Origin of the sequence: Marinobacterium mangrovicola (genome assembly GCF_004339595.1) — a bacterium.
GTDB classification, from domain to species: Bacteria; Pseudomonadota; Gammaproteobacteria; order Pseudomonadales; family Balneatricaceae; genus Marinobacterium_D; species Marinobacterium_D mangrovicola.
In genome coordinates this window covers 871300-891038 of the sequence record NZ_SMFU01000008.1, presented here as the reverse complement: position 1 = coordinate 891038, position 19739 = coordinate 871300, and the positions used below count along the sequence as shown (strand labels likewise).

General features: G+C 54.7%; 13 protein-coding genes. 9 read left to right on the top strand and 4 right to left on the bottom strand.

The window, feature by feature from the left end:
- The 5 genes from CLV83_RS22600 to CLV83_RS12270 form a co-directional block, all read left to right on the top strand.
- Positions 1-1177: MBG domain-containing protein (locus tag CLV83_RS22600; RefSeq protein WP_207894847.1), on the top strand; the 1177-nt coding region annotated here is incomplete at its 5' end.
- Between the two features lie 156 nt (positions 1178-1333).
- Complete coding sequence (locus CLV83_RS12285; protein WP_132292549.1) at positions 1334-3010, top strand: ShlB/FhaC/HecB family hemolysin secretion/activation protein; 1677 nt, start codon at positions 1334-1336, stop codon at positions 3008-3010.
- 196 nt (positions 3011-3206) lie between these two features.
- Positions 3207-3782: a hypothetical protein gene (locus CLV83_RS12280; protein ID WP_132292546.1), complete on the top strand. Its 576-nt coding sequence runs from the start codon at positions 3207-3209 to the stop codon at positions 3780-3782.
- Between the two features lie 169 nt (positions 3783-3951).
- Positions 3952-4236, top strand: coding sequence for a hypothetical protein (locus CLV83_RS12275; protein ID WP_132292543.1), 285 nt, complete (start codon positions 3952-3954; stop codon positions 4234-4236).
- A gap of 437 nt (positions 4237-4673) precedes the next feature.
- Positions 4674-7862, top strand: coding sequence for an AfsR/SARP family transcriptional regulator (locus CLV83_RS12270; RefSeq protein ID WP_132292540.1), 3189 nt, complete (start codon positions 4674-4676; stop codon positions 7860-7862).
- Positions 7863-7968: 106 nt separating this feature from the next.
- On the opposite strand, the gene katG is transcribed toward CLV83_RS12270, so the two are convergent.
- The 3 genes from katG to CLV83_RS12255 form a co-directional block, all read right to left on the bottom strand.
- Positions 7969-10140, bottom strand: coding sequence for a catalase/peroxidase HPI (katG, locus tag CLV83_RS12265; protein ID WP_132292537.1), 2172 nt, complete (start codon positions 10138-10140; stop codon positions 7969-7971).
- A gap of 345 nt (positions 10141-10485) precedes the next feature.
- Positions 10486-10809 (bottom strand): DUF4377 domain-containing protein, encoded by a 324-nt coding sequence (locus CLV83_RS12260; RefSeq protein WP_132292747.1) that lies wholly within the window; start codon positions 10807-10809, stop codon positions 10486-10488.
- Between the two features lie 204 nt (positions 10810-11013).
- Positions 11014-13026: a TonB-dependent receptor domain-containing protein gene (locus tag CLV83_RS12255; protein ID WP_243642374.1), complete on the bottom strand. Its 2013-nt coding sequence runs from the start codon at positions 13024-13026 to the stop codon at positions 11014-11016.
- 243 nt (positions 13027-13269) lie between these two features.
- Here CLV83_RS12255 and fadB point away from each other — a divergent pair, with 243 nt between their 5' ends.
- Together fadB and fadA are read left to right on the top strand one after the other, a co-directional pair.
- Positions 13270-15429 carry a fatty acid oxidation complex subunit alpha FadB gene (gene fadB, locus CLV83_RS12250; RefSeq protein WP_132292531.1) on the top strand — a complete coding sequence of 720 codons (2160 nt, stop codon included), beginning with the start codon at positions 13270-13272 and terminating at the stop codon, positions 15427-15429.
- Complete coding sequence (gene fadA / locus CLV83_RS12245) at positions 15426-16604, top strand: acetyl-CoA C-acyltransferase FadA (protein ID WP_132292528.1); 1179 nt, start codon at positions 15426-15428, stop codon at positions 16602-16604. Before fadB ends, fadA begins: the two co-directional genes overlap by 4 nt.
- A 95-nt stretch (positions 16605-16699) precedes the next feature.
- On the opposite strand, the gene CLV83_RS12240 is transcribed toward fadA, so the two are convergent.
- Positions 16700-18025 (bottom strand): cation:proton antiporter, encoded by a 1326-nt coding sequence (locus CLV83_RS12240; RefSeq protein ID WP_132292525.1) that lies wholly within the window; start codon positions 18023-18025, stop codon positions 16700-16702.
- Positions 18026-18465: 440 nt separating this feature from the next.
- Between CLV83_RS12240 and CLV83_RS12235 the strand changes: the two genes are divergently transcribed.
- A complete protein-coding gene (locus CLV83_RS12235; protein WP_132292522.1) occupies positions 18466-18927 on the top strand; it encodes a MarR family winged helix-turn-helix transcriptional regulator in 462 nt (153 codons plus the stop codon).
- 5 nt (positions 18928-18932) lie between these two features.
- Entirely contained in the window at positions 18933-19697 is a 765-nt protein-coding gene (locus CLV83_RS12230; protein ID WP_132292519.1) for a siderophore-interacting protein, read from the top strand.
- The last annotated feature ends 42 nt before the right edge of the window (positions 19698-19739 follow it).

Genomic DNA, 19739 nt, shown 5'->3' with positions numbered 1-19739 from the left:
CGCGCATACAGTTGATGGTACCGACGGTAACTACGAGCTGACCTTTGTCGATGGCACCCTGACCATCGATAAAGCCCAGGCCACCGTCACCGCCAACAGCGGTACCACCACCTATAGCGGCGCTAACCAGCAGGTGAACGGCTTCACCGTTGACGGTCTGGTCGGTGGCGAAGATCAGAGTGTACTCACCGATGTATCCACCTCTGGCGGTAGCGGCAAGAACGCGGGCACCTATGTGCACCGCGCTGCCGGCACCGACGGCAACTATGAGCTGACCTTTGTGGACGGCGCCCTGACCATCGATAAGGCCCAGGCCACCGTCACCGCCAATAGCGGCAGCACCACCTATAACGGGGCTAACCAGCAGGTAAACGGCTTTACCGTTGACGGTCTGGTCGGCGGTGAAGATCAGAGCGTTCTCACCGATGTATCCACTTCCGGCGGTAGCGGCAAAAACGCCGGTAACTATGTGCACCGCGCAGCCGGCACCGACGGCAACTATGAGCTGACCTTTGTCGATGGCGCCCTCACCATCGATAAGGCACAGGCTACCGTCACCGCGAACAGCGGTAGCACCACCTATAACGGCGCTAACCAGCAGGTGAACGGCTTTACGGTTGACGGTCTGGTCGGCGGCGAAGATCAGAGCGTGCTCACCGATGTCAGCACCAACGGCGGTAGTGGCAAGAACGCCGGTACCTATTTACACCGCGCAGCCGGCACCGACGGTAACTATGAACTGACCTTTGTCGATGGCGCCCTGACCATCGATAAGGCGCCGCTGATTATCACGGCCAACGATCTGACCTGGGTACTGGATGGTTCCGCCTGGAGAGGCGGAAATGGAGTCACCTATCGCGGCTTTGTTAATGGCGAAGATGCATCGGTGCTCACCGGTCTTCTGCAGTGGGGTGGCTCCTCTCAAGGGGCCAGAGACGCCGGGATCTTCAGCCTGGTGCCATACGGACTCGACGCGGCTAACTACGCTCTGACCTTTAACGAGGGCGTGTTAGAGATCATCACTCCGATGGATACCGTCGGCGTGCCTTACCGCCGCAGTATCCAGCAAGCAGAGCAGCTGGCGGTTAGCAGTAAACCGGTGAACGCGCGCAGCTCCGCTCAGCAGAGCACGCATACCGAACTGCAAGTTGTCGATCGCGGCATCCGCCTACCCTGATTACTCGGCAAAGGGGCGGCGACACAGTCGCCCTCTCCCTGCCTTTGTTTACGATGTGCCCAACGCACTTAAGCGGAATAACGGGGCACACGGCAGACACTGACCCGGACGTCTGACGTTCTAAATGCATTGCACTACCAAGGAACTGCCAAGCTCATGAATCACACCAGCCCTCTGTCTTTTCGTTTACGTCCCTTGCCACTGCTTGTTGCTCTTGCCGCCTTTAGCCAGACCACACCGCTTCTCGCGCAAACTCCGCCAGATGCTGGCCGGGTGTTGAATGAGATGCGTCAGCCAGCACAACCAACACTGCGCTCTACTACCATGACAATCGATGAGCAGAGCCTGGAACCCACCGCAGAACCGGGTGGCCCTCAGATTGAGATCAGTGAGATTCACTTTGAGGGCAACAGCCTGTTCACGCAGGAGCAGCTTCTGGCCGTGATCAATGATGCGGTTGGTGAGTCTCAGGATATGGCGGGACTGCAGCGCCTGTCCCAGCGTATTACCGACTTTTATCACCAGCAGGACTACCCCTTCAGCCTCGCTTATCTTCCCCCGCAGACACTGAAATCAGGCAAGCTGGTTATTGGCGTGGTTGAGGGCCGGTATGGCGAAATCAGGTTTAATGGCTCCGATGAACTCGCTCAATCCATGGCTGCCCGCTTGCCTGAATTGCAGGCCGGTGACCCAATCCAGGGCAATAGCCTCAACCGTGCCATCAACTTGCTAGGCGATCTTCCCGGGGTCAGCATCGACCCGGTATTAATGCCTGGGCAAACCACCGGTACCGGCGACCTAGCAATCGCAGTGAAGGCAGAGGAAAAGGTCTCCGGATCCCTCGGCGTAGACAATCATGGTAACCGCTATACCGGTAGTTGGCGCACCCTGGCGACCGCTTCGGTCAACCGTCTCGCTACTGTCGGCGACAGGCTGGATCTCGCACTGATGGCTACTGAAGAGGAGCTCTGGTACGGCAACCTGGGATATAGCCTGCCCATTGCCAACACCGGTGCTCGCGGCTACCTGCGCTATACCCAAACCTACTACCAACTGGGTGAAGAGTTCGAGGATCTCGGTGCCACCGGCAAAGCACGAATCGGCACCCTGGGAGTGGAGTATCCGCTGATCCGCTCACAGAACACCAACCTCTACCTGGATCTGGGCTACAGCTATAACCACCTTCAGGACAAACCCGCCTCGCCCTTTTTCAGTAATAAGAAATCCAGCGAATCGGTAACCGCCAGCCTGCGTTTCGACCATCGCGACGGCTTCTTTGGCGGCGGTCTGACCTGGTCTGATTTCAGCTTTACTTCTGGAGACCTGGACCTGGACGAGACACTTGCTTTCGTGGATCGGATGACCGCGGAAACCGAAGGCCAATACAGCAAGCTGAACCTGGAGCTCGCTCGACTGCAGCGCCTGAACGATCAGTGGACACTCTACGGCCGTATCAACGGCCAATGGACCTACGACAACCTGGACTCATCGGAAGGCATGGGCCTGGGCGGCGCCAACGGCGTGCGTGCCTATCCCGAAGGTGAAGCCTTTGGTGATCGCGGCTGGCTGGCTCAGCTGGAACTTCGCTATCAGTACGAACAGCTTCAGCCCTATCTGTTCTACGATGCAGGCGCCATAGAGTTAAATACCCGCCCTTGGGCCGAAGGCGATAACCATCGCAAACTGGCCGGTGCCGGCCTTGGCCTCCGTGCGAGCCTGAAGGACTGGCAGTTCAACCTGACCTCCGCCTGGCGCCTGGAAGGCGGCCAGCCCGAGTCCGACACCAAGGACAGAAACCCGCGGGTCTGGGCCAGCGTGAATTATCGTTTTTAATCCAGTTCAACCATACAACTAGCATTTACGTATCCGGGGCGATTTTTAATCGCCCTTTTTATTTTCAAAAAATACGTTTTGTGACCGATCTGTTACCCAAAGGCCTTTAATATACATCGTATAGACCGGTCAAAAAGGAGATAAGTAACCACTATAAACTTTAGTAAAATAAAATATTATTAAAAGGATTTAAAAAATGAGCAACATAAAAATCACCAATAATACTAACCTTCCTATACATATTTGCATGACTTGGAAGGGTATTGTCCAGTACTACAAAAATGATCTTCAGCCTGGCGAGTCATATAACTTTGATAAGTTTGGCATGGGCTGGTCTGACTTTCACGCAGTTGTAGGTACAGAAAGCAACAAATTCAATCACGATCAAGACTTTGCCAACATATTGAGTTTTGGTGCGGCCATTACTGGTGTGGTTATCGGTGTCGCAGGGCTTGTTCTGGTGCCTTTCAGCGGTGGAAGTAGCACAGCCCTGGTAGCTGCAGGAACCGCTCTCGCGATTTCGTCGACCAGTGTTTCCGCGGCTAGTGTAGCAATAGACGGCATTAATGGCGCTCTACTGCCTGCATCGCTGAAAGCTATTTTCGTATCCGATCACTATGACATTTCAATCTATGGCGGCGATATTTTAGGCGATCATGAAAAGAGTGATGGCGAAGAAAAATTCGTCGTATCTCGAATTGACCCGCTCAGAATTGAGTGGAAAAACTTAGCTAATGGAAATACCGGTATAGAGGTTGCGCCCACCAATTAACCTGTAAGAATTGATATTAAACAGCCATCCCCAGGATGGCTGTTTAATCCTTGATCAATATAACCAAAATTTTATAATAAGTATAAAAATCACTGAAAAATATTATTTTTCTGCATATGCTTCATCTATTCTCAACAGCAGGATTACCTCTCCGAAGGCAGATGCATCGGTGCTCACCGGTCTCCTGCAGTGGGGGGGCTCCTCTCAAGGGGCCAGTGAAGCCGGAATCTTCAGCCTGGTGCCATATGGACTCGACGCGGCTAACTACACTCTGACCTTTAACGAGAGCGTGTTAGAAATCATCGCCCCGATGGATACCGTCGGTACGCCCTACCACCGCAGTATCCAGCAGGCCCAGCGTATACCCAACGCCAAAAATACAGCTGGCCAGGATCAACGCGAGACTCTGTATACCGAAGTCAGAGTCGTAGATAACGGGATAAGATTACCCTGAATCTCACAACTTTCTGAAGACAGTCTCTCCAGTCCGCCCTGACCGAACCACTTCGGCCCGGGCGGTCTCAGTTTGCGAGCTGCAAGAAGCCACAGCAGCGATAAGCACAAAGGCCTGACTCCCCCACTATCTCTAATGGCTCTATCATTGACGAGCCAGCCCCGACACACAAGCTGTCCAGGCCTGCTCTTTCATAGCATCCCACTGATTTTATTCCTAATAATCCCATCCTCTGTGCCGAGCCAGTAGAGCCTGTTTACGATTTAAACTTGCCCGACGCGACAGGAAATGTATATTGGTCGTCATATAACCAAAAGCGTAGACGAAAGCCTTAATTATATTCAAATAAACTAATAAAAACTCAAGGCAACGCATTCCTATACGGTCGAGAGAAGGCCGACCTCTATATTTAAGTGTGGAAAAACAGACAGTTATTCATGGACGGATCTTCAGTCATCAGCAGTAAGCTGACAGCTCCCATTTTGTCGAACATCTTGCGTCGCGATCATTTGATTGAGTCTCTGGACTCTTCACAGGCGCCTTTGATCTGGATTTCAGCACCTGGTGGAGCAGGCAAAACAACGCTGATCGCAGACTTCGTTCAGCATAAAAAAACTACTAATATCTGGTTAAAGCTCGATCATTCAGATTGCTCTCCAGGAGCATTTTTCCACCATTTATCGCTTGCTGCTAAAAGAGCATTCTCCGATGACAATCTGAACTTGCCAAAGTTTACGCTTGAGTACTCCTTAGGGCCCGATACATTCTCAGACAATTTTTTTAATACTCTCGCCACTCATGCCCCTGAGAACAAGACGCTTCTGGTTCTTGATGACTACCACGAGCTTTCGTCCGAGTCCCCTGTACACAGACTTGTAAGCCGGTTTGCTGAACGCCTGCCCGAGCACTTCAAGATTATTGTGGTCAGTCGCGAGACACCGACGCCGGAGTTTGTAACTGTTAAGGCAAGAGGCAACATGTATCGCCTCGACTGGCAAGATATAAAATTTTACCGAAGAGAAACCAGGCAGTTTTTAAAACAAGAATATACAGATAATGTAAATTCTGAGTTGATAGATATCATCTTAGAGGAAACTGCTGGATGGGCGGCGGGAATCCGATTAATTTCATCTAACCTTATCTTAAGCGCTAATACATTTCCCTCGGGAACGAGCAGCAACTTATCTAAATACCTTAACCAGGATAGCTTTCAGTTTTTTGCAAAAGAAGTGTTCTATAGTTTATCATCCGATACCAAGACACTATTATTAAAAACTTCTTTTATGCCATTTTTCACCGAAGGTATGGCGCAAAAGATAACGGGCCTTAATAATAGTGCCAAGCTGATTGATACTCTGAAGAGATCTAATCTTTTTATTGAATCTCATCCTGGCGCTAATGAAACCTACAGTTTCCATCCTTTATTCAAGAAATATCTGAATAACGTCTTTGCTGCGACCTACTCGCCACAGGAGCTCGCAGAGACCCTAAGCCAGTCAGCACAGCTACTCGTCGACCAGGTAGCTTATGAAGCGGCGATTGAGCTTTACATAGACACCCGCCGTTTCTCCGATGCCAAACAGCTGATTACAATAAATGCGCGACATTTTATCGACCAGGGATTGATACAACAGCTCACCCGCTGGCTCGATTGCATACCAGATGAGTTCATCAATGGAGATCCGGATACACTTCTGTTGATAGGCAAGATCCAGCTTATCGCTTCACCGGTTCACGCCTGCACAATGATCCGTCGGGCCATCAATGCTTACACTGAAGCTGAGCAGATCGAACAGGCGATTCTAGCCTACGGGGATTACTTTGAAGCCCTGGCGATCTCCGGTACCGGCTACGATTTGCTTGAAACCTGCCTCGAGGAGTTGGAGGAGCTGCTGCTACGCTGTAAAAGCGATATAACCCCCCTGTGCGAGAGCCTGGCCTGCGTCGTGCTGTTTGCAACCTCATTCAGGACACTGAACCACCCATTGCAAGAGCGCTGGAAAGCCGCTGCCAAGGCGGCACTGGAACACTGTGACGACCCGGTTGCCCTGCTAAGGCGCTGCAACAACATGATGATCTATTATCGTTTTGCCGGGGAAGATCGCAGCACCTATCACCTGCTGAATATTTTGCAGCCCATACGTCAGCAGCTGGAATCTATTCCTGTTCTAAAACTGCAGACGCAACTGATCGACGCTTTTCAGTACGGCTATGTTCTGGGGAGCGGAAAAAAAGCGATTGAGGTGTGTAGAAACAGTCTAGAAGAGGGTCATAAATCCGGTATTCGATTATATGAGTTCTGGTTCCGTTATATTCTGATTTTATCCCTGCTTCGCGATGATGAGTTTGCATTGGCTGACAATGAAATAAAGCTGCTGATGGACCAGTATACTCAGATGCCCGACGTCCGCCGTGCCGATATTCTTTTCCTGTCCGGTGTTTCCGCTTTGTACAAGGCGGACCTGTTTAAAGCCAAGCACGATCTTGGCAAAGCCAATGAGTTGTATCGCACCTCCGGAGCGACCTACCCGGTGCACTGGTCGAACATAGTACTGGCGTTTGCCTGTCATGAGCTGGGGGAACTAGATCAGGCCCGGTCCATTCTTACGGAACTATCGGATAGCCAGTGGCTTGGATCCAACTATTTGAAATACCAAGCGTTATGCGTAGAAGCCTGGTTGGAATATAGCAACGAAAACGATAGAAGCAGTGACAAGCTGACCGATGCATTTGAGCTCGCCCACCGGCAGAACTTTATCTTTATACCGACCATCGGTAAGAAACTGTTTACCTGTTTATGTGAGAAAGCCCTACTCAACGGTATTGAAGCAGACTATGTCAAAAAGACCATAAAGGAACACAACCTGCTGCCTGTATCGCCGTCGCTCTATGCACACCTCTGGCCGTACAGCATCCGAATTCATACGCTCGATAGCTTCCAGGTAGTAGCAGCCGCAGGCGATCTCGAAGAGAGCATCACACTGCAACAAAAGCCGCTCGAGCTGTTGAAATTCATTATTTCTTACGGCGGCAAAAACATCAGTTTCGACTTTATCGCAGATAACCTTTGGCGAGACGCCGATGGCGATGCGGCTTACAAATCGTTAAAAACCACGCTTTACCGCCTAAGAAAAAGCCTGGGCGATGATCAGTATATTATTACCCGCAACAACACCCTATCACTGTCGGAGGACTGCTGGGTCGATGCACTTGCTTTCTGGGAGTCCCCGGCCGATATCGACTCGTGCAACGTTCAAAGCGCTCAGGTATTAGCAGACACCTTCAAGCAGCCGTTCCTATATGAATATCATGGCGAAGCCTGGATCGACAGCGCCCGTGAAAGAATCAACAGGAACTTCAATCGCCTGCTGGAAAAAATTGCTCACTACCTTATCGCCCTAGAAGCCCATGCAGAAGCTATCCCCTACTTCGAAAAGGCCCTGGAACTCGATCCGACTGAAGAGGATCACTACATCGGACTTATGCAGTGCTATCACCTGATGAGACGCACCGACCGGGTAGCGTCGGTGTTTTCAAGATACAGCAACAGCGTTGAGACACTGCTCAATCGGGTGCCGTCCGCACGAATGGTAAAGGTTAGAGACTACTATCTCCGGGAGCTCTGAGGGGCCCTAACACCCGTAAATTCCCGATGCGCGGTAATTTGAGCAGAAAAAGAAAGAGCCATCGTCCTGCGACGGTGGCTCTTTTCATTGCCAGACCTACTGGCCCTCAGTCGAGATCGAACCGATCCGCGTTCATCACCTTGGTCCAGGCTTTAACGAAGTCGTTGACGAACTTCTCCTGGTTATCGTCCTGGGCGTACACCTCGGCGTAAGAGCGCAGGATCGAGTTGGAGCCGAACACCAGGTCGATCCGGGTCGCGGTCCACTTCACCGCATCGGTCTTGCGGTCACGAATCTCATAGAGGTTCTTGCCCGCCGGCTTCCAAGTGTAGGCCATATCGGTCAGGTTGACGAAGAAGTCATTGGTTAACTGGCCTTCGCGATCAGTAAACACGCCATGACTGGTACCGCCATAGTTAGTGCCGAGAACACGCATACCACCGATCAGCACGGTCATTTCCGGTGCAGTCAGCCCCATCAACTGAGCGCGATCCAGCAGCATCTCTTCCGGCTTAACGACGTAGTCCTTCTTCTGCCAGTTACGGAAACCATCGGTCAGTGGCTCCAGCGGTGCAAAGGAGTCCGCATCAGTCTGGTCTTCGCTGGCATCGCCGCGCCCTTTCTTGAACGGTACACGAATATCGTAGCCCGCCGCTTCGGCGGCCTTCTCGATAGCGACGCTACCGGCCAGCACGATGATATCGGCAATACTAGCCCCTGTTTTCGCTGAAATATCAGCGTAGATCGCCAGCACCTTGTCCAGTTTCTCTGGTTCATTACCCTCCCAGCTGCGCTGCGGCTCCAGGCGGATATGTGCGCCGTTGGCACCACCGCGCATATCGGAGCCACGGAAGGTACGGGCGCTGTCCCAGGCCACGCTGACCATTTCACTGATCGATAACCCCGAGTGTTCGATATGTTCGCGCACCACCTCTTCGGTGTATGCGGTGCTGCCTGCCGGCACCGGATCCTGCCAGATCAGGTCTTCGGCCGGTACTTCCGGACCGATATAACGGGATTTCGGCCCCATATCGCGGTGGGTCAGCTTGAACCAGGCACGAGCAAATGCATCCTGGAAGCGGGCCGGATCCTTGCGATAGCCTTCGAGAATCTCCCGGTAGGCCGGGTCCATCTTCATCGCCATATCGGCGTCAGTCATGATCGGGTTGTAACGGATGGAGGGATCTTCTACATCAACCGGTTTATCTTCCTCTTTGATATCCACCGGCTCCCACTGGTTGGCACCGGCAGGGCTTTTCTTCAGCTCCCACTCATGGTCAAGCAGCATGTCGAAGTAGCCCATATCAAACCGGGTCGGGTTGCTGGTCCAGGCCCCTTCAATACCGGAGGTGATGGCATAACGCCCTTTACCGGTTTTATTGGGGTTCTTCCAGCCAAGGCCCTGCTCTTCCACGTCGGCCGCTTCCGGCTCGGGGCCGAGCGCGTCGGCATCACCATTACCGTGACACTTACCCACGGTATGTCCGCCCACGGTAAGCGCTACGGTTTCCTCATCATCCATCGCCATGCGGGCAAAGGTCTCGCGGACCTGCTCGGCGGTCTTCAACGGATCGGGATGACCATTCACCCCTTCAGGGTTTACATAGATAAGCCCCATCTGTACCGCAGCCAGCGGATTTTCCATGGTGTCCGGCTTGGCCACATCGCCATAACGCTCATCGGAAGGCGCCAGCCACTCTTTCTCTGCGCCCCAGTAGGTGTCTTTTTCCGGATGCCAGATATCCTTGCGGCCAAAGGAGAAGCCGAAAGTTTTCAGTCCCATGGATTCATAGGCGGCGTTACCGGCCAGAATAATCAGATCAGCCCAGCTAACCTTGTTGCCGTACTTTTTCTTGATCGGCCAGAGCAGACGACGGGCCTTGTCGAGACTTACGTTATCAGGCCAGGAGTTCAGCGGCGCAAAACGCTGATTGCCGGTACCGCCGCCTCCACGACCATCAGCGATACGGTAGCTGCCCGCCGCGTGCCAGGCCATGCGGATCATCAAACCGCCGTAATGGCCCCAGTCAGCCGGCCACCACTCCTGGCTATCGGTCATCAGATCGTGCATATCTTTTTTCAGCGCGTCGAAATCGAGCTTGCGTACCTCTTCGCTGTAATCGAAATCCTGACCCATCGGGTCAGTCTTGCTGTCATGCTGATGCAGAATGTCGAGGTTCAGTGATTCCGGCCACCAATCGGTATTCGAATGACCGCTCGCCGTGTTGCCCCCATGCATCACGGGACATTTGCCGGCTGAGCTGTTGTTATGATCCATCTTTCCCACCTCTCTCGGTTTATCTCTTTAATTGAGATTTTCAACGACCCTGTTTAGCCTGCGGCTTGTATCAACACACTGACCTGGAAACTACGCGGCCCAGTGCGTTTCGGATGACTTCAAGTTAGCAGCTCATGGCCGAGATGGAATTTTCATCTCGCTATAGATGGAATAGGTGTTACCTATCGGGTAGCTATAGCATGCCCAAATAGGCTATCGAACATCCACTGGGGAGGAAAAAATCAAACAGATCTGAGGATGCACTGCCGTGCGCTGTGTATTAAATGAATCGCTGGCTCTTAGCGAATGGGTTAGAGCACTGAGCCAGCCTGGGGCAACAGGTTATCAGGGCATGACCTGTAGTTTGCTGGTTATCTCGATCAACTGATATTCGTAACGGCTGGCATCCGCGGGAGGATTTTCCCTTTCACTACGCGCTACTTTCAACCGGTACTGGTAGCCTTCTTCGTACTCAAAGCCCTGTATTTTGTCGTAGAACATCGAGCCATTCACAACCAGGCACTTCATCGGACCAACACCTATGCAATCGACTCTTTCGGGACCAACGCTGAACTCCATTTCCTGAGTAGCTGCTCCGTCTATGGTCTCCACCGTGTTTGTGCAGCCTGCCAGAAGGATTGCGCCAGCGAGCGCGAGATGCATCTTCATATAAACCTTTCCTTGTTTGAACTTCGTCCCTGACGGCCAGATAAAGCGGGCGATATTGCTTCGGCCGATCAACGGTTCCAATTCTCATACAGCCAGAGTGGATATACCAGCACTACCGGCCTGCAGCAAATTGGCTGGAGTTTTTTCAGACAAAAAAAAGCCACCCGCAAGGGTGGCTAAAAAAGTAATTACTGAAGGACTACCTTAGAAGTTGTACTGAATCTTGGCCTGGTAACGACGGCCATCGAGCACCTTGTTGTACTTGTCGTAGTACACGTCTTTATCCAGCAGGTTATAAACCCCGGTATAGAAGGTGGTGCTATCGGTCAGACGGTAACGCAGACCGACGTCGACAAAGGTGTAGCTCGGCACTTCTTCAACCATGCTGGTGCGGCTCAGGCCTTCCGACGAGCGACCACGGAAGTTGAGGCGACTCCAGACGTTGAGCTCGTAGCTCGGTGTCCAGTCCAGGCTGGCGTTAAACATATGCTTGGGCAGGCGGTTCAGCGGTTCGCCCTTGAAGTCACCGGAGCGCTGCTCGGAGTCGGTGTAGGTGTAGTTGGCGCCCAGCTCCAGAGTGTCGGTCAGCGGCAGGCTGGCAGTGGCTTCAACACCGCGCATTACCACTTCATCCACGTTGTAACGGGTGCTGATAAAGTCGTAGTCGTGCCCCATGTATACGCAGGAAGCATCACCGTTACTCACATCGCAGTAGCGATCTTCGGTGATCTTGTCTTCGTAGGTGGTGTGGTAGACCGTCAGCCCCAGCTGAACACCCTCGTAGTTCTGCCAGTTCACCCCGATCTCACCGGTCACGCTTTTTTCCGCTTCCAGATCCGAGTTACCCACGATCACCGCGTTGCCGCCGCGGCCGCCAGTGGCCTGCCCCCAGCCATCGGTGGCCTGACGCAGATCCGGTGAACGATAACCGGAGCTGATACCACCTTTCAGTGTCCACTGATCATCAACATGCCAGACACCGTAGATACGCGGAGTCCAGGCGCTGCCGTAGTTCTCGTCGCGGTTGTAACGCAGGCCGGTAGTGATCGCCAGGCTATCTGTCAGGAAGTACTCGTCTTCGGCAAATAGCGCCATCTGCCAGCGTGTCAGGTCCTGCATGGTGCCGGTCTGGTTACCGCCATCGGTGAGTTCCTGCTTGTCGTACTGGGCGCCGATCGTGAGCACCTGGTTGGTCAGGTTAAATACCGATTTGTGGTTGAGCACCTGCTCCTGATAATTCATGTCGCGGGTGGGGTTATCGGTCTCGTCATAGGTGTAGTAGGTATCGTGCTGACCGATATCGCTGCTGAACTCATGGGTGAGGCCGAAGTTGTCGCGCTCGTAAACCACATCGGTAGGATCGCTGCCACGACCGCTGGTGGGTGAGGATTTACCCGGATTGGTGGCGCGACGCTGGCGTGAGTGGCCCGCTTCAAACTTCAGCGTCTGATCCTTGGACAGCATCCAGGTCATTTTACCGTTGATGTTGCCGTTGCTCTGATCGCTGTAGCCGTTGAGGATCTCATCCTCATCACGCTCAGAATACTGGCCGTAAACCTGTAGGCCCAGCTTGTCGTTGATCATCGGGCCGTTAACGTAGAAGTTGGTGCGACGCTCATCGCCGGAATCGTCATCTTCCTGCAGAATCGTTTCGGCGCTGATTTCACCACCCCACTCCGGAGCCACTTTGCGGGTGATGATGTTGATTACCCCGCCCAGCGCATCTGAGCCATACAGCGATGACATGGGGCCACGCACCACTTCGATGCGTTCAATGGCTGAAAGGGGCGGAATCCAGCCCTGCTCGATACCGGGACCATCGCTGTTCGGGCGGGTTTCACGGGTGCTCTGGCGCTTGCCATCGATCAGGATCAGCGTGTATTTACCGCCCATACCGCGCATGGAGATATCGGCGCTGGAGCCACCGCCGGTAACGACCACACCCGGCACGTCGGACAGGGCATCGGTGACATCCTTGAACGGACGCTTTTCGAGGTCTTCACGGGTGATAACGCTGATAGATGCCGGGGCATCAACCACTTCCTGCTCGTAACCTGCCGCAGAAACAACCATCTCATCCAGTTGCACCGGCTCTGCCGCCCAGGCCATCGACGCACTGACCGCCAGACCGAGGCCGCATACGCCTCTTTGCAACGCACTTTTTTGCACCCGACGCCAAAGTACCGGATCTACTGAGTTAGTTTCTTTGTGGTTCAACTTCATCACCTTTCAACAAACGTGCAACAACTGAAATACAAGATTTAGTTAATGATAATCGTTATTATTCGTAATCAATAGTTTAAAGCGTGGCACAAGCCATGCCGAAAAATGGAACACTTCCGATCAGGAAGCTGGCGTCGACAATATCCCTAACCATTGTTGGAACCGATTCATCTTCTAAACTGGTGAATATCGGGGATAAATAACAAGTCACCCCGCTTCACAACCAAGGAGGCCAGCATGCTGATGGCAGGTCATTCGGTCCAACTCAGGGCGCTCGACGCGGGCATCCACGAACTCATATTCAGCGGCGACCAGAGCGTCAACACGCTTAACCAGGCCACCCTCGCCGAGTTAAATGAAGCGATCACTGCGCTAGAAGCTGAACCTGGAGTGACGGGTCTGCTGGTGCGCAGCGATAAAGAGAGTTTTATCGTCGGCGCCGATGTCACAGAGTTTCTGCCCGCCTTTGCCGCGGGCGAGGCCGCAATCCGTAAGCTGACCAGCGCAACCCAAGGGTTATTCAACGCCATAGAGGACCTACCCTTCCCCACCGTTGCCGCCATAAACGGTGCGGCATTAGGTGGCGGGCTGGAGCTGACACTTAGTTGCGATTACCGGGTCGGGGATAGCTCAGCCAAAATCGGCTTTCCCGAAGTGAAGCTAGGTATTTTCCCGGGCTGGGGCGGCACGGTCAGGCTGCCGCGGTTGATTGGTCTGGATAACGCCATCGAGTGGATCTGCGGCGCACGCCAATATTCGGCGGCCGATGCTCTGGCGGTGGGCGTGTTGGATACGCTGGTGGAACCGGAGCTACTCCACGATGCCGCTATCGCTCTGCTGGAGGAGTGCATCTCCGGCAGGTTCGACTTTCGGGCTCGCCGCACTGAAAAACTTCAGTCGATCAAACTGTCAGCGCTGGAACAAACTCTCGCGTTTGAATCCGCCAAGGGTTTAATAGGCGCCAAGGCGGGCCCCCATTACCCCGCCCCGCTTGCAGCGCTGAAGACAATCCAGAAACAGGCTTCCCTATCACGTGATGCGGCGCTGGAAGTGGAAACCGCCGAGCTTCCAAAGGTCGCGACTCACCCCACTACGGCGGCGCTTATTGGCCTTTTCCTTAAAGAACAGGGTGTGAAGAAAATCACCCGACACTATGAGAAAAACGCGCCACCTGTGAGCCGGGCGGCGGTCATCGGTGCCGGCATCATGGGAGGCGGCATCGCCTACCAGAGTGCAACGCGAGGCACCAAGGTATTGATGAAAGATATCAACGAAGAGGCGCTACAACTGGGGCTCGATGAGGCTACGAAGCTGCTCAACCAACAATTGGAGCGTGGCAAGATAGACAGCCTGACGCTGTCGAAAGCGCTGAATAATATCCGCGCCACCCTGAGTTTTGGCGACTTCAACACCGTGGATCTGGCAGTTGAAGCGGTGGTGGAGAATCCAAAGGTTAAAAAAAGCGTGCTCGCCGAGGTAGAAGAACAGCTGCCCGAGGGGGCGATCCTGGCGTCCAACACCTCCACCATATCGATCACCGATCTGGCCGGCGCGCTTAAGCATCCGGAAAATTTCTGCGGCATGCACTTTTTCAACCCGGTACACCGCATGCCGCTGGTCGAGGTGATTCGCGGCAAACAGAGTTCTGACCGTGCCATTGCCCAGACTGTCGCCTACGCCAAGGCGCTGGGCAAAACACCCATTGTGGTTAACGACTGCCCGGGGTTTCTGGTCAACCGCATACTCTTCCCCTACTTCATCGGCTTTTCCTCACTGCTGAACGATGGCGCCGACTATCGCCAGATCGACCAGGTGATGGAGGCCTTTGGCTGGCCCATGGGCCCGGCCTACCTGCTGGATGTGATCGGCATCGACACCGCCTGTCACGCCGATGCGGTGCTGGCTGCGGGTTACCCGGACCGCATGGCTCATAGCGGTGAGACCGCTATCGAGCGGTTATTCAAGCTGGGCAGGCTGGGGCAGAAAAGCGGCCAGGGCTTTTACCGCTACGAACCCGACCGCAAGGGCAAGCCGAAAAAGCTGGTGGATGATGAACTGCCCGCCCTGCTTGGCGATCTGACCGGCACACCGCGGGAATTCAGCGACGAGGAGATCATCGCCCGAATGATGTTGCCGCTCTGTATCGAGACCGTGCGCTGCCTTGAGGAGGGAATCGTTGGCTCCCCGGCAGAAGCGGATATGGCGCTGATCTACGGCATCGGCTTTCCGCCGTTTCGGGGCGGCGCGCTTTACTACCTGGATCAACAGGGGCTCGACAACGTCTGCCGCCTGGCTGAACGCTTTCACGATCTGGGCAAGCTGTACCAGCCCACCGAGAAGATGCTGGAGATGGCAAAGGCCGGTAAAACCTATTTCGGCAGGGAGGATAAAGCATGAGCACTCTAGCCAGCGATGTGGTGATCGTAGATGCCCTGCGTACCCCCATGGGCCGCTCCAAGGGCGGCGCCTTCCGCCAGGTGCGCGCCGAAGAACTCTCCGCTGTTTGCCTGCGCGCCCTGCTTGCGCGCAACCCGGCGCTGGACCCGGCCAATATCGAGGATGTGATCTGGGGCTGCGTCAACCAGACCCTGGAACAGGGCGCCAATATTGCCCGCAACAGCTCCCTGCTGGCGGGCCTGCCTCACAGCGTCGCGGGTCAGACCATCAACCGCCTCTGCGGCTCGTCTATGTCCGCTTTGCACAGCGCCGCCCAGGCGATACAGAGCGGCAACGGCGACTGCTTTATCGTCGGTGGCGTCGAACATATGGGCCACTTGGCCATGGATCACGGTATCGACATCAACCCGGCGCTATCGAAGCAGGTCACCAAGGCCTCGATGATGATGGGGCTTACCGCCGAACTGCTGGGACAGATGAACGCCATCTCCCGTGAGCAGCAAGACCAGTTTGCCGCCCGCTCGCACCGGCTGGCCCATCAGGCCCAGTTGGAGGGGCGCTGGCAAAACGAGATCATCGCCACCGAAGGGCTCGATGAGCGCGGCTTTAAGATTCTGATAGAGCAGGATGAGGTGATCCGCCCCGACACCAGCGTCGAAACCCTGGCCACGCTGAAGCCGGTATTCAACCCTAAAGGCGGCACCATTACCGCGGGCAGCTCGTCAGCGATCTCCGACGGTGCTTCCGCCCTGCTGGTGATGTCCGCCGACAAGGCGCAGCAACTGGGGCTGAAGCCCCGCGTCCGCGTGCTCAGCATGGCGGTAGCGGGCTGCGATCCATCCATCATGGGTTACGGGCCGGTGCCGGCCACCGAAAAGGCGCTAAAACGCGCGGGCCTGAAACTCGCCGACCTGGATATTATCGAGCTGAACGAGGCATTTGCCGCCCAGGCGCTATCGGTACTCAACGGCTTGAAGCTAGTGGATCAGATCGACACCAGGGTGAATCTGAACGGCGGCGCCATCGCCCTCGGGCATCCACTGGGCTGCTCCGGCGCCCGGATCAGCACCACCCTGGTCAACCTGATGGAACAGCGTGACGCATCGCTGGGCCTGGCGACCATGTGTATCGGTATGGGACAGGGGATAGCGACCGTGTTTGAGCGCCTGGGCTGAAAGCGAAAAGCCGGGCTGAGCGGCCCGGCTTTTCGCTTTAGCGTTTTTCTCGGACGCTGCTTTACTGAACATCCTCGCAAACCATTGATCTCATCTCAGGCGGGCTTTTCCGAACGCTGCTCCGCCTTTTCCTTGCGCACCTCGATGCGGTTCGCCTTGATGCTCTTGCGGATCATCGGCGCGATGGTCAGCCCCTGGACTACGATGGAGAAGATCACGACCATATAGGTGATGATCAGCAGCAGGTTGTGAATATCCACCCCTTTTACCACCATTTCGCCATCGGGGATCGACGCCGCCATGGCCAGTGCCAAGCCCCCACGCAGACCACCCCAGGTGAGGATTTTCACCGAGTTGACGTCATAACGACGGAAGCGTCGAAACACGCTGAACGGGATACCCACGCTGATAAAGCGCGCCAGCAGCACAACCGGCACCATCAGCAGCCCCAGTCCCACTTCAACCAGGGTCACGTTCATGGTCACCAGCATCAGGCCGATCAGCAGGAACAGCAGTGCGTTGAGAAAACTGTCCGTGGCGTGCCAGAAGTTGTTGATGTACTGCGAGCTGCTCGGGTCATTCGGGTCTGCCACCTTGGCGCGGGTGACGTTGCCGATAAAGATACCGGACACCACCATCGCCAGCGCACCGGAGATCTCCATCATGTTGGCCAGGGCAAAACCGGCCGAGGGGATCATCAGCGTAATCAACAGACGGATATTGGCGTCCTCACGGGAGTTACACAGCAGGAAGTGACCGATTAGCGCCAGCACAAAACCGAACGCGATACCACCGAGGGCATCGCTGAAAAACAGCTCTGCGACACCCGCCACAGTAGGCTCGGTACCGGAAAACGCCACCGCAAAAATCGTGGTGAACACCACCAGGCCGACACCATCGTTAAACAGAGACTCCCCCTCTACCTGAATCGAAATACCCTGGGGAGCATTCATCTGCTTGATGATCGCCAGCACGGCGATGGGGTCGGTAGGGCTGATCAGCGCACCGAACAGCAGACAGTAGATCAGCGGTACCGACCAGCCCAGCGCGCCCAGCAGCCAGTAGGCCAGGTAGCCGACGATGACGGTGGAAAGCAGGGTCGAGAACAGCACCAGCACGGTGATCTCCCAGCGCTGCTTGCGCAACGCAGGCAGGTCGATCTCCAGAGCACCGGCAAACAGGAGGAAGCCCAGCATCCCTTTCAGGAGTAACTGGTTGAAGTTAAGGCTACCGAGGGTATGAGTGATGGATGTCGCCAGATCGTCACCGATCAGCTTGAAGGAGAGCATTAAAAGCAGGGAGATCACCACCGATCCGGTGGTTATAGCAATCGTTGTCTGAAGTTTCAGAACATACTGGTTGGTGTAAGCGATGAGCACGGCCAAGGCCGATAACAAGCAGAGTAGATACCATGCATTCATGGGTTGTTTCCTGACTATCAATTGAAAAATCGGTTCGCGATAGCACTCCTGATAGGACTGTTAGCGTAAATACAGAGACGCCCCGCCAGAGAATCGGCCAGGCGTTATAAATTCGAAGAAGGATGCTGCAAGAGCGCCGTTCAGAATGGTTCCTGAACAACTTTTGATCTGCGTCAATATTAACACAGGGCGATCTAACCCCCTTGCAGAAGCTGTACATGATTTCGACAACATAGAGTGATCAAAATCGCTCACCGGCCCAGCTCACGCCTCTTTGCGCCCCGACATACAAGGGCTATGGGCGTTTCAGCCCTGTCTCGCCGGCCACGACAAAGGTTCTTCCGATATCGAGCCAAAAGCGCAAATGATTGACATTATCATCAAATAAAAAATAAGATGACTTTATCAACTAATATCGAGTTTCAAAAACAGGTCTATCCATGTCACCCCGTCCTCTCAGCGACACCCTGCATAAACTGATGCACGCCTACCGGCGATTGATGCTGGAAACCATCCGCGAACAGGGTATCGATCTGCCGATCACCCATATCCGCGTGCTCAAGGGGATTTGCCGCATTGAAGAGTGCACTGCCCACCATATTGCCAGCCAGATGCGCCGCGACCGGGCTCAGATTGCCCGGGTAGTCAGTGAGCTAGTCAAAAATGGACTGATCATGAAGGTGACCCATCCGCAGGATCGGCGCAGCCAGCTGCTTGAACCCACTGAAGCGGGACTGCAGCTACGAGAACGGCTGGACCAGGTGGAAGAGGCAGTCACCCAACGCCTGACCTCCCCGCTGACAGCGGATGAGATTGAAATCTTTGAAAAGATCGCAGGTCGTATGACGGAGCAGGCGGCACTGGACCCAACACATCGCCCAACAGAAAAAGAGGCAGGTTAAATTATATGAAAAAGCCCGAACCGAGAGAGCTAGAGGTGATCCGCACCGCCCGTATCACTCCCAACATGCACCGCGTCACGCTGGGCGGTGAGGGAATGAGCCAGTTCCCGGACGATCAGGAAAGCGCCTATATCAAGCTGTTCTTCCCACAGGCAGAGGGTGAGAAGCCGCTGGTGCGCACCTACACCGTGCGCCATCAACGCCCCGGCGAGATCGATGTGGACTTCAACCTGCACGGCGACGCTGAACACGCTCAGGGCGCAGGTCCTGCCGCCACTTGGGCGGCCAGCACCCAACCGGGTGAGCGTATCCTGGTCGGCGGCCCCGGCCCTAAGAAGATGATCAACCCGGAGGCTGACTGGCACCTGCTGGCCGGCGATATGACCGCCCTGCCCGCTATCAGCGTTAACCTGGAGCAGCTGCCCGAGGACGCCCGCGGACACGCGGTGATATCGATCATGCATGAAGACGATGCCCAGCCGCTGAAACACCCCGAGAACATCAAACTGCACTGGGTCGTAGATCCCTCGCCCCGCGACGATAACCAGACACTGCTGAACTACATCAGCAAACTGGATCTGCCGGAGGGCGAGCCCTCGATCTGGACCGCTTGCGAGTTCACCAGCATGAGAGCACTGCGCCAGCACTTCAAAGAGACCTGGCAGCCGCCGCGTGAACGCCTGTATATCTCCAGCTACTGGAAACGCGGTCGCAGCGAAGATCAGCACAAGGTGATCAAGCGCGAGGATGCCGACGCGGAAGGTAATTAAGCCAGCTGCTCACTCAGGCAGCGGAGGCCGGGCAAAGAGCTT